Source organism: Fibrobacterota bacterium (assembly GCA_019509785.1).
Lineage (GTDB): Bacteria > Fibrobacterota > Fibrobacteria > UBA11236 > UBA11236 > Chersky-265.
Genome location: JAEKLQ010000039.1, coordinates 37410 through 49370 on the forward strand (window position 1 = coordinate 37410; position 11961 = coordinate 49370).

The following is an 11961-nucleotide window of genomic DNA, read 5'->3' on the forward strand; positions in this document are numbered from 1 at the left end:
GCGGGTCGTCGATTACCATTGAGCGAAGGCCAACTTATGATTCCCAGAAATCGAACCCCCAGCCACCCCGGAGATATCCTGATCCACGAGTTCCTTGAGCCCATGGAACTCAGCCAGGTTTCCCTGGCCGCAAAACTCGGGATCCCCATCCAGAGGATCAATACCCTCATCAAAGGCAAACGCGGCATGACCGCGGAAACGGCCATTCTTCTCAGCGAGGAACTCGGCACCAGCCCTGAGTTCTGGATGAATCTCCAAATCTCATGGGATTTGTTCCATGCGCAACGGCGGCTGAAAGCCGCTTGAGGCTTCGGAGTCTGAATCAGCGTCTGTCGTGGCCGTGAAGATTCCGAAGCTTCGGGGCTCCCAGCCCTCACTCCTGCACCGGCTCCGCCGGGCACAGCCATTCCAACAGCCAGGGCAGCACGGTGAACATCACCAACAGGCCGCACCCGATGCCGAGGGTGGACAGGAAGCCGATGGTCTGCATGCCCTTGTGGGCCACGAAGCAAAGCCCCAGGAATCCGAACACGTTATTGAGGGTGCCCGCCAGCACCGCCGAACCGGTGGTCTGATACAGTTCGCCGATCTTGCCCCGGCCCATTTCCAAGCGGCGATGGTATAGATGGATGACCGAATCCACCGAGGAAGAGAGCACGGTGGGCAAGACCACCAGATTGAACATGCCCAGCTTAAGCCCCATCAAGCCCATGATCTTGTAGGTCCACCATGCGGAGAGCGCCACGAAGCCGCAGCTGATGACCACGCCGCGCCAGGAACGCATGTCCAGCCAGGTGATGAAAATCAGGATCAGGAAGGTGAAAATGGCCAGGCGCACGCCGTCGCCCTTCACCATGCGCACCACGTCCGCGTAGATGAAACCGCTGGAGGCCACCATGACCGGCCCCTCATCGGAAGGGACGCTGCCGAAGCGTTCCTGGAACTTGCCGCTTTCCACCGCGTCGCTTTCCTTCAGTTCGCCGTAGAGGTAGCCGAACTCCCCGTGATGGCCGTTCGCCTCGGTGAGGAAGCGTTTGGCCCAATCGGGAAGCGAATCGAAACCGAATTCGCCGGCCCCCAGGTAGCGCCGCAGCAAGTCCAGGTCGGCCCGGGTGGCGCTATCGACATGCTCGATGGCGCGGGCGCCGAGCATCTGCCTGATCTCGGCCATGACCTTCAGGCGGGCGTTCTGCTGATCGACCGCGGGCACGAAGGATTGGATGGTGGCGAAGCTCTTCAGCATGCTATCGGCGGGATTGCCGTATCGGGACGCCAGGGAATCGTGCACCGAACGCATCTGCGCCTCGCTCTTCCCCAGGATGATGGAGGGCGAAGTGTTGCGGCCCGCGCCCACGGCGCGCCCGTAGCTGATGCCCGTCGAGGTGCTAGGCCCGCGCAGATGCTCGAAGTCGTTCTCGAATCCCGTGCGCGGCCCCAAGGAGACGGCCAGGGTGAAAAGGACGGTGGCCACCGCCATCATCTTGAGCATCTTCGGGCCCATCTTGAGATGGGGCAGCAGAATCCCCCCGCCCACCTCGTCGCCTCCCGGCATGAGGAAGTCGATCACTACGTGGATCCAATGGGCATGCAATTTCGCTTTGATCCAATCGGCAATCCGCACGAACAGGAAGAAGAGGGGCGGCAGCACCAGCCAGGTGGAGAGCAGGGCGAAGGTGATACCGAGGCTGACCACGACGCCGAATTCCTTGAAGCCCTTGAAATGCCCCAACTGCAGGCTGGCCATGGCGAAGATGTTGCTCGCGGCGCCCGCCAGCAGGGAACGCCCGCTGCTATAGACCGCCTCGATCATGCCGTCCATGGGGTGGTAGCCTTTTCGCCCCTCCTCCGCCCAGCGCGAATAAAGATGCACGGTGTATTCGATGCCCAGGCCGGCTATCAGGGCCAGGATGAACATGGTGAGCAGGGTGAGGCGCTCGTAGATGAGATAGGTGACGCCGGTGGTCCACGACATCGCAATGGTGAGGGGAACCATGGTGAGGACCACGCTCACCACCTTGCGGACGAAGAACCACAGGAGCAAGAGGATGAGCGCCAGGGAGACGGCGCTGGAAACGATAATATCGCCGGTGACCTGGCTGATCTCGTTGAAGTTCCGGTAGGCGCCCACCACTTTCGCCACCATGTGCGGGGAAAAGCGCTCGGGATGCATCGAGTCGAGCAGGGCCGTGCCCCGCTCGTAGATATGCTTGGAGAAGATGGCGTCGGTGGAAGGATGGTTCATTTGGGCCAGCACTACGCCCACCCACATACCCCTTTCCTGATGCCAGCCCATCAGGCGGGTCTTGAGGCTGTCGGGCCGGGGCGGGCTCTTGGCATCCGCGGCGGCCTGCGCTTGGGCCGCGGAATCCCCCTTGCCATGACGCACCTTGGCCAAAAGGGCGTCGATCAGATCCTGCGGCAGCCCTTGGCGCCGCAAGGCGTTCACGTCCGGCCAGCCGTCCAGGCTCGGCTTGGCCGCGGGCGTATCGTCCAGGCTCTCCACCAGCGGGTTGGCCTTGGCGAATCCCCCGCCGATCATCCCGGAGATGCGATCGCGCAGATCCTGGAGCTGATCGGTAGGCAGGTAAATCAAGGCGTGCCGCTCGAAGAAGCTGCGATCCTGATCGTATTGGACCCAAACCACCTCCTTCCAGCGCATCAACGAATCGGCGATCGCTTTCTGGAAAGCGCCCACCGCCTCAAGGGACGGGGCCTGGAGGGCGATGGTGAAGAGATCGGTGCTGCCCATGCGCTTCTCCGCCTGCTGCAAGGCCACCACCGATGGGGTCCCCTTGGGCAAGAGCACGCGTAGATCGGTTTCGATGCGCAGCTTGGCGGAGTACTGGGCCGCCAACCAAGTCACCACGCCCAGGAGGATGAGCGGGATGAGGGGCTGCCGGTAGGAGAACCGGACGTAGCCGTTGACGAACTTGTACCAGAGGCCGGAGCGTTTAGGAGGGACGGGAGGGAGAGAAGTATTCAAGCTGGCTTTCCCGGCGGCGAAATCATGGCGAGATGGTTTTCGGAAATATAGAAAGCCCTGTCCGGCGCTTGCGCGTATCCTTCAGCCGAGGCGGGCCGGGCCGTAATGCGAACCCGCATTTTGATACATTCAAGCGGGATGGCGACGCTACGGGGATACCTGCTTAAAACGGACAAGAGCTGCTCGCGGATCGATGCCCCGGCCGCCCTTGCCGCGGCCGACGAGGAAAGCACCAAGCTCTTGTGGCTGGACATCGAGGGGGATTTCCCCGAGGACACGGGCGCGGAGATGGCCCGCATCCTGGGCTGGCATCCCCTGGTGCTGGAGAACTTCCGCCTCGCGAGCTCTCGCCCCAAGCTGATCCACTTCGATCGTTACACCCAGATCACCTTGCATGCGCTCAATCTGTCCGCGCCCAAGGACGAGGGGCGCACCGCGGAGATCGACGTGGTGATCGCCAAGAATTACCTCGTCACCAGCCATAAGCATCCGGTGGCCGCCATCGCCGAGTCCCTGGCCGACGTGGAGGCGGGGCGTTACGCGCCGCATGCGACCGACGAACTGTTGCATCAGGTCGTCTCCCACATGATCGACAAATACGTTCCCGAGGTGGAAGGCAAACGCGACCTCATCTCCGGATTGGAAGAAGAGGCCCTCTACGCGCCGGCCTCCGATCTGCTGGAACGGATCGTGACCCTGCGGGACGAGATGATGGGCCTGGGGCTGGCCCTGGCGCCGCAGCAATTGATCTTGGCGCAACTGGCTTCCGGCGCCTGCCGCCACGTGCGCCCCTTCGTCCGACCCTATTTCCGGGACGCCGAAAGCCGGATGCGCAACCTAATCGATGAGCTGGGCAGCTACAAGGAGGTTTTGGCCAACTCCCTGGAGCTGTACCGGTCGGCCATGTCCTCCCGCACCAACGACACCATGAAGGTCTTGACCGCCATGTCGGCCCTGTTCCTGCCCCTTACCTTCCTGACCGGGCTCTTCGGCATGAACGTGGACCTGCCCCTGGTGCACGAGCGCCACGCTTTCATGGCCATCGTAACGCTATGCCTGACCAGTTTCGTTGGTATGACGGCATATTTCAAGATCAAGAACTGGTTCTGAAAGGGGCCGAGCCGTGGAAATCAGGTCCGTAAATCCCGAGACGCTCGCGTCCCTGAAGGAATATGCCGACCCTGAAGATCCGGACTTTTTACGGGATATCCTGGGAACCTACCTCGCCGATTCCGAGACCCGTTTGGCGGCGACCCGGGAGGCCTACCGGACGGGCGATGTCGAGGCCCTATTTCGCCTCTTGCATACCTTGAAAGGCAGCAGCCTCAACGTGGGAGCCGAAGCCCTCTCCGCTCTGCTGCAAGCGTTGGAACGGGAGGCGAAAGAGGGCAAATTGCCGGAAGCGGATGACCTGCGCGCGATCGAGGCCGAATTCTCCCGGGTCAAGCAAGAGCTCTCCGCCTACCTCGACGCGTAGGCCCACTTTTCGATCATCCCTTTCAGGCTTTCCGGCCGGTAGGGCTTGCCGAGGAAGTCGTCCATCCCGGCTTCCAGGCATTTCTTGAACTCATCCTGGCTCACGTTGGCGGTGCAGGCGATGATAGGCATGCGCGCCGATCCCCCGCCTTCCCGCGCGCGGATGGCCCGGGCGGCGGCGAAGCCGTCCATCACCGGCATCATGCAATCCATCAGCACTAGGTCGAACTCGCCTTCCCCGCAGAGGCGGCACGCGCATTCCCCGTCCACGGCCAAGGTCACCTCGCATCCCATTTTCCCGAGCAAGCGCATCCCCAGCTTCTGGTTGACGGGATTGTCTTCGACGAAAAGCACCCTAGGAGCGGGACGGTCCGGGGCCGGAGGCGATTGGGGAGGCCCTGCCACGGGGTCCGCAGCGGCTTCCTTGCCCAGGCCGGGCGCGATCGGTCCGGCGGCGGGGTCGCTCCCGGCCACGGTCGCCGCATGCGGTTGCGAGGGCGCGGGCGGCAAGGGTAAATCCACCCTGAATGCGGAACCCGCCCCTGGGCGGCTGTCCACCGCGATGATCCCCCCCATCATGGAAACCAGCCGGGAAGTGATGGCCAGCCCGAGCCCGGTGCCGCCGAACTTGCGAGAAGTGGAGGAGTCGCCCTGTATGAAGGGCTGGAAGAGGCGGCCAATCTGCTCCGGGTTCATCCCGATCCCGCTGTCTTCCACCGAAAAGCGGAGGCCTCCGGAGATCTGGGGCGAGGGCATCACGGTCAACCGGACCCAGCCCTTCTGGGTGAATTTGATGGCGTTCCCGATCAGGTTGAACAGGACCTGGCGCAACCGCCCCGGATCGCCCCATACGAATCCGCCTTGGCGGGCCTCGACGTTCGCGATCAGTTCGATGCCGCTCTTGAGCGCTTTTTCCCTCAGGATTTCGCATACCGACGTCGCGAGCCTCACGGGATCGAAGGGGATTCTCTCGACCTCCATCCGGCCGGCCTCGATCTTGGACAAGTCCAGGATGTCGCTGATGAGGTTGACCAGATGTTCTCCGCTATCGAGGAGCACGCCGACCAGCTCCCCTTGCTCGGGCGTGAGACCGGTGTCCTGCAGGAGATGCGCCATGCCCAGCACCCCGTTCATGGGGGTGCGGATTTCATGGCTGACCGTGGCCAGGAAGGCGGACTTGGCCAGGGTCGCGGCCTCGGCCTTTTCCTTCGCTTCCAACAAGCTCTCTTGCGATTCCTGCAAGGCCTGGTTTTGCGAGGCGAGATCGCTGGTCAGGGTCGCAAGACGCTCTTGGGCGCGGCGTTCCCGGGCGCGGTAATCGAGGATGAAAAGGAAAGCGGTCATGGCCAGGGCCCCGGCCAGGAACAAGCTGCTCCATTCCGCGTTACGGATCAACCCCAGGCGCGCATCCAGGCTCTTGAGATCCATGTCCAGGCAAGCGGCCCCTAAGACGCTGCCGGCGGGACCGTTGATGGCGGAGCATCCGCTTTGGAAGGTCCCCCAGGCATCCCGGTAGGGAAACCGATCGGCCCGGGCGCCTCCCTCGCGCAAGACCTGACGGAGGTTTTCCGATGCCTCGGGATAGGCCTGCATCAAAAAGGAATGATCTTCCACTCCGTCTTTATCCGCGTCCCCGCGCGGAGTCCCGTCCACCACGAAAACCACGCTGTCCCCCCGCAACCGGCAGGTGTACGCGAAGCGGAAGACCGGATTCCGTTCCCGGAAGGTGTGGATCCGTTGGTACAAGGTATCGTAGGCGGGGGAACCTTCCTGCCCGGGACGCGTGAGGGAAGCGAACAGCGCGGTGTCGATAACGGTGGAAAGCGCTATCGAAGATTGCGTAAGCCATTCTTCCAACTGCGTCCGCATCGCTGCCCCGGCCGTCCGGCCGATGTAGCCGATCGAGACGTAGGAAACCGCGAGGATGAGCCCTGCCGCGAACAGGCTTTCCCGCAGGGCCTTGCCATCGCGTAGCGAAGCGGCCCAACCGCGGAGTCTGCGCGCCTCTTTCATCCGCCCGCCGGTTGGAGGTTCATTCGCGACCGCGCCCTCAAGCCGGGCTAATCAAGTCATGCCGCCGAAGGTAGCGCAGCACGGAACCCGGTAGATAGGGTTTGATGATGTACCCGTCCGCTTCATCTCGGAACGATCGCATTACGGTTTGCTTGTCCGCCTGGGTCGTGGCCATCGCGATGGCGCACCGGCTCTCCCCGGCCACCGCCCGGGAGCTTTCATCGGCGCGGATCTTCCGCAACAATTCGCCGCCGTCCATTCCGGGCATCACGATATCGAGAAGGATCAAGTCGTAAGGAGCGCCCACCGCTAACGCGGATTTATAGGCCTGCAAGCCTTCTTCGCCGTCGCAAGCCTGATCGCAGGTACCCAACTTGCGGAGTTCGCGCGTCAGCAGTTTCCGAGAAAGGAAATCGTCGTCGACGATTAGGATACGCATCACTCCTCCGGATCGGCCAGGCGCGCGACATGATCATTATGCGGCCGGGTCGGCGCGAGGTCAACGCTTGTGCGGTTAGGAGAGGCCGGGGAACTTTCTTACCCGGATTTGCCCGGTTCCCATCCGAATCATGCCATTTCCGATGCTGATTCTATTGTCGCGCCCAGGCGCCAGTGCTAGAATCCGGTAACCGCCTACCCGCCCAAAAGGAGCGCTATGGGATCGCCTGTCAAGGTCGAGCATATCAATCCCTTCGTGAACGCCACGATGGAAACCTTCAGAACCATGGTCCACACGGAGGCGACCCCGGGGAAGATCATGCTCGTCTCGGGAAGCCATTTGAAATACGACATCTCCGGCATCATCGGCCTGAGCGGCGGCGCCAAGGGCACCGTGGCCTTGTCCTTCCCGCGCATAACCGCCCTCAAGGTGGTCTCCGGGTTAATCGGGGAAAAGCAGCTGGCCTTGGACGATACCGTCAAGGATGCCGTTGGCGAGCTCGCCAACATCGTCGCGGGCGCGGCCAAGAAGGATCTGACGCAATACAAGATCAGCATCTCCCTGCCCACGGTCATCATCGGCGAGAACCACCAGGTCCAGGGCGGCAAGGAAGTCGTTCCTTTGCTCGTGCCCTTCGAAACCTCTTTCGGCGGTTTCCACCTGGTTGTCGGTTTTACGAGCGAGATCTGAAACATGCCCATATCCATCCGCGCCGAGCACGTCAATCCCTTCATCCTCTCCAACCTCGAGACCTTCGTCAAGATGGTCGGCATCGAGGCCAAGCCCGGCAAGCCCATCCTCAAGCAGGACGCCCGCCTCGACTACGATATCTCCGGCATCATCGGCCTTTCGGGCAAGGTGATCGGGACCGTTTCCCTCAGCTTTCCCGAAGCCACCGCCTTGGCGGTGTGCAATAAGTTCATGTCCGCCAATCTCAAGGTGATGAACGCGGAGATCCTGGATGCGGTGGGCGAGCTCATCAACATCGTCGCCGGCAACGCCAAGAAGGGCCTGACGGAATTCAACATCGAGATATCCCTTCCCAGCGTCATCGTCGGCAAGAACCATCGCATCGTCGAACCCAAGGGCTCCGTGGGATTCGTCATCCCCTTCGCAAGCGCCCTCGGGAGTTTCCACATGGCCGTGAGCCTGAAGCCGGCCTGAAACCAATCACGCATCGCAGAGGTCACATCATGAAAATCCTGCTCGTCGACGACTCCACCACCATGCGCCGCATCCAGAAGAACACGCTCGAGAAGCTCGGCCATACCGACGTCACCGAGGCCGGGGACGGCGCCGAGGCCATCGCGAAGCTGCAGGGCGGCGGCTTTGAACTGGTCCTGATGGATTGGAACATGCCCAACATGACCGGCATCGAAGCCTTGAAGAAGATCAAGGCGGATCCGGCCCTCAAAAGCGTGCCCGTGATAATGGTGACCTCGGAGTCGGAGAAAACCCGCATCCTCGAAGCCATCCAGAGCGGAGCGGCCAATTACGTGGTGAAGCCCTTCCAGCCCGAGACCTTGGCCGAGAAAATCGCTTCGTCAGTGAAGAAATAAGGGTTAGGCGCGAAACTCCCGCGCCAGCGACCAGGATTCCTGGCGGGATCTTTCCGGCGGCCCGATCAGCGCATCCACCAGATTGAGCAAGGCTTTGGGGCTGAACGGTTTCGCGAGGAAGCCCGACTCCGGATGCTTCAGAGCGTCGGCGACGCGCTCGGCCAGGCTACGGAACGGGGTCAGGTATAAAACCTTCATCGCTCCGTATTGCCCGCCCGCGGCCTCCAGCAGGACCGGCCGCGATGCCGTGCCGCATTGTTCCATGATCAATAGGCGAATCCCGGAGTAGCCGGCGCGGAGCAGGCGCACGGCTTCGTTTTCGCTGGCGACCGCCAGAGCCCCGTATCCGGCATGCTTCAAAATGGACGGGATGAGGCTCCGGATGGACCTGTTCTCATGGATCGACAATACGAAAGGGGTTTCGATGATCGCCATTGATGGGAAGATACGGGCCCGTACGGCCGAAGCAAGGAGAAAAACGGACGGTAATAGGTTAGGCAGGGGCGAGCCTGCTTAAGAATCCGCTGCTCAGCTTAGGAAAGCGCGATCGGCCGCAAGGCTGTCGCATAGCGAAGCGTACGCGCTCCGCAAACGCTCCGGGTCCGGAGCGGATCCCGCGGCGCGCAAAAGGCGCTCGGCAAGGGATCCCTGCTCGAGGATCAAATTCAAGCGGGGGTACAGGGCCGCATCCGCGCCGTTCAGGCCGTCGGCGGGGAAGAGCCGCGGAGTCAGGGCCCGCAGGAACGCGCCCGCCGTGGGCTGAGGTTCCAGGCCGAAGGCGCTAAAAGGGAATCCGTCGGGCAAGGCCGCTCCGCCGCCGCTGCGGGCCGCCTCCAGGAAGACCGCCTTCAATAATCCGGGCGGAGCCTTGCGATGGAGCGCGGCAAGATCGCCCCCGTTCTCGATCATATGCTGCAATGCCCGCGCGGCCCAGCGGCACACCGCCAGATCCGCGGTCGGCCCCTCCTGGCTGTCCAGGCAGCGGATCTCGATGGACCCGCGCGAGAAACGCGCGATGGCCGCGCGCGAGTTGAGCCATTCCTCCTGCAAGAGGCCGTCCGGATCGTGCGGGGCGATGGCGCGGAACATGGGCTGCAATATCCGATCGCGGTATTCGGACTCGCTTTCCGCCGGCTCCGGCACGATGCCGCCGATGATCTGGGGAAGGCGCTTCTGGTTGCCCACGTAATGGGACAAACGTCCGCTCAGCCAACCATGATGGGCGCCGTCGTGGAAAGGGCTCGACGCCGCCAGGGCGGGAAGTACGGGCAACAGCAGGCTGATGGCGCTGTGCAGGCGCGCGAATTCGGCGTCGCCGCGGAAAGGCAGGTTCAGGTGCACGCTCTGGATGTTGAACCAGCCATGCCCGCGCACCCCGAAAACGCGGTCGAAGGCGGCATAGATGGCGTTGTCCTCGTGCATCCACAAGCCCGATTCGCGGGCCGGATCCATGAAGGGGTGCATGCCGCCGGGCATGAGGCGGCAGCCCCAGCCTCGCAAGGCGCCATCGGCCGCGCGCACGGCGGCGGCGAAGTCCCCGGCCTGCGCGGCCAGGTCCGTCGCGGGCCGCCGGAGTTTCAGCTCCAGCACGTGGGCGGCCAGTTCGTTGTCGGCCTCGACATTGCCTGCGGCGGGATGGGCGTCCGGGTCGCCCCCCAGCGCCTCCAGGAGCCGATCGGCGGAAGCGTCCACCGCCAAGCCGTTCCGGCGGACGATGGCGTATTCGATCTCCACGCCGTAGACCTGGAAGAGGGACCAAGATTTAGGCTCCTCGCTAGGAGTTCGCTGGGCGAACTCCACGCTCGTCGCATTTGAATGGGCCGGCTCCTCGCTCCTCGTCGCATTTGAAGGGGTCGGCTCCTCGCCGGGATTCTGATCAAAGGGAGCGGCACCGGACGCGGCGGGGGGCGCCGGTTCGGGTTCGGGGGCGGCTGGGACGGACCCGCCTAAGCCCCGGGCATCAAAGCGGGCGTTTATCGAACCACCTGCAGGTTGAGGAGCTTGACGATCTCGGCGGGCATGGCCGGCTCGCGGTCCTTGCGCGCCTTCAGCTTATCGATGCGGTTGGCGAACTCCTCCATAATCGTGTTATAGAGGCGATCCTTGAGCACCTGATCCTCCACGCCCACGTCGATGTTGGGGTTGTCGTTCACTTCCACCACGTAGGGCTTCTTGCCCACCACCTTGATGTCCACCCCGTACAGCCCGTCGCCGATGAGCCGGGCCGCGCGCAAGGCGGTATTGATGATGAGCGGCTGCACGTGCTCGACCGGATAGGTCAGATGGGCCCCGTCCTTGGCGTCGTCCTTATGGTTGATGATCTGCCAGTGGTTGCGCGACATGAAATATTTGCAAGCGAAAAGCGCCTTGCCGTTGAATACTCCGACGCGCCAGTCGAACTCGGTGGGCATATACTCTTGCGCGATGATGTAATCGGAACGCTTGAAATACTCCTTGCACGTCGCCGCCAATTCGCCCGGATCTTCCACCTTCACCACGCCCCGCGAGAACGACCCGTCGGGGATCTTGATGATGATGGGGAATGAGAAATGCTCGTAGATCTGGCCCAGGTTGTCCTCGGACAGGATGAAGGTTTTCGGGCGCGGGATGCCTTCCCGCTTGAACAGCTCGTTCAGGAAGATTTTATTCGTGCAGTACAATATCGATTTTGGATCGTCGATAACCACGATCTTTTCCTTCTCCGCCTTCTTGGCGAAGCGGAAGGTGTGGTGGTCGATGGCCGTGGTTTCGCGGATGAATAGACCGTCGAATTCCGGCAGATGCGCGAAATCCTTCTTCTCGATGACTTCCACGTCCAGGCCGTTGTGCTTGCCGGCCTTGATGAATTTCTGGATGGCCGCGTCGTCCGAAGGGGAGAACCGTTCGTTCGGATTGTAGAGGATGGCCAAATCGTAGCGGGCCGAATTGTTGAGCCGCTTGATGCCCCACCGGTTGATGGAGAATTCGGACAAGGCCTCCAGGAACACCCCCAGGTGCGACTCGGGGATGGAGTTGATGGACATGGAGCGGATGGAGGTGAGGATCCAGTGTTTCTCGCGGCGGAAATAGACCTTGAAGAAGGGGCAAGGGAACAGGTTGAAGAACATGCGCGAGATCTTCTCGTATTTCTTGGACGCGTTCTTCCCGAAATACACCGACAGCTCGTATTTGTTGTCCGAGATGTTGGCCAGATCCTTCTGGATCTGCGCGTTCAGATCGTCGGTCTCGATGAGGTAGAATTCCTTCTTCGAGAGCGCCTGCATGGTGGAGATGTTGGGCAGCACCTTATGGCCGCGCGCCTCCGCCACCAGCGAAACGTAATACCCCGATCCGAGGTAGCCGTAATTGCTGGCCAGGTTGATGATCTTCAATGGCCGCACGTCCTGCCATTCGGGGGCGAAGAGGTAATCCTCCACGCTCACGAATTCGATCTGCGGGACCCGTTTCTTCCAGTGGCGGGGATTCTCCACCACGCATATGTTCCTGATCAT

General features: G+C 62.2%; 12 protein-coding genes. 6 read left to right on the forward strand and 6 right to left on the reverse strand.

Annotated elements, in window-relative coordinates:
* Positions 1-36 precede the first annotated feature (36 nt).
* Positions 37-306 carry a HigA family addiction module antidote protein gene (locus JF616_11135; protein MBW8888298.1) on the forward strand — a complete coding sequence of 90 codons (270 nt, stop codon included), beginning with the start codon at positions 37-39 and terminating at the stop codon, positions 304-306.
* A gap of 67 nt (positions 307-373) precedes the next feature.
* Here JF616_11135 and JF616_11140 read toward each other — a convergent pair whose 3' ends face one another.
* Entirely contained in the window at positions 374-2983 is a 2610-nt protein-coding gene (locus JF616_11140) for an MMPL family transporter (protein ID MBW8888299.1), read from the reverse strand.
* Between the two features lie 138 nt (positions 2984-3121).
* Here JF616_11140 and JF616_11145 point away from each other — a divergent pair, with 138 nt between their 5' ends.
* Positions 3122-4093 carry a magnesium transporter CorA family protein gene (locus JF616_11145; protein MBW8888300.1) on the forward strand — a complete coding sequence of 324 codons (972 nt, stop codon included), beginning with the start codon at positions 3122-3124 and terminating at the stop codon, positions 4091-4093.
* 13 nt (positions 4094-4106) lie between these two features.
* Positions 4107-4460, forward strand: a complete 354-nt coding sequence (locus JF616_11150) for an Hpt domain-containing protein (protein ID MBW8888301.1) — start codon at positions 4107-4109, stop codon at positions 4458-4460.
* Here the strand turns inward: JF616_11150 and JF616_11155 are convergent.
* Positions 4445-6472 (reverse strand): response regulator, encoded by a 2028-nt coding sequence (locus JF616_11155; GenBank protein ID MBW8888302.1) that lies wholly within the window; start codon positions 6470-6472, stop codon positions 4445-4447. The two genes, JF616_11150 and JF616_11155, sit on opposite strands and share 16 nt — an antisense overlap.
* 37 nt (positions 6473-6509) lie before the next feature.
* Positions 6510-6911 (reverse strand): response regulator, encoded by a 402-nt coding sequence (locus tag JF616_11160; GenBank protein MBW8888303.1) that lies wholly within the window; start codon positions 6909-6911, stop codon positions 6510-6512.
* A 216-nt stretch (positions 6912-7127) separates the two neighbouring features.
* Between JF616_11160 and JF616_11165 the strand changes: the two genes are divergently transcribed.
* Genes JF616_11165 through JF616_11175 form a run of 3 tightly spaced genes read left to right on the forward strand, consistent with a single transcriptional unit; the run spans position 7128 to position 8470 of the window.
* Positions 7128-7601: a chemotaxis protein CheX gene (locus JF616_11165; GenBank protein MBW8888304.1), complete on the forward strand. Its 474-nt coding sequence runs from the start codon at positions 7128-7130 to the stop codon at positions 7599-7601.
* Between the two features lie 3 nt (positions 7602-7604).
* Positions 7605-8075 (forward strand): chemotaxis protein CheX, encoded by a 471-nt coding sequence (locus JF616_11170; protein MBW8888305.1) that lies wholly within the window; start codon positions 7605-7607, stop codon positions 8073-8075.
* A 29-nt stretch (positions 8076-8104) separates the two neighbouring features.
* A complete protein-coding gene (locus JF616_11175) occupies positions 8105-8470 on the forward strand; it encodes a response regulator (protein MBW8888306.1) in 366 nt (121 codons plus the stop codon).
* Between the two features lie 3 nt (positions 8471-8473).
* Here the strand turns inward: JF616_11175 and JF616_11180 are convergent, their stop codons facing one another.
* The 3 genes from JF616_11180 to JF616_11190 form a co-directional block, all read right to left on the reverse strand.
* Positions 8474-8905 (reverse strand): response regulator transcription factor, encoded by a 432-nt coding sequence (locus tag JF616_11180; GenBank protein MBW8888307.1) that lies wholly within the window; start codon positions 8903-8905, stop codon positions 8474-8476.
* Positions 8906-8998: 93 nt separating this feature from the next.
* Positions 8999-10270: a glutamate--cysteine ligase gene (locus JF616_11185; protein MBW8888308.1), complete on the reverse strand. Its 1272-nt coding sequence runs from the start codon at positions 10268-10270 to the stop codon at positions 8999-9001.
* A gap of 173 nt (positions 10271-10443) precedes the next feature.
* A complete protein-coding gene (locus JF616_11190; protein ID MBW8888309.1) occupies positions 10444-11961 on the reverse strand; it encodes a RimK family protein in 1518 nt (505 codons plus the stop codon).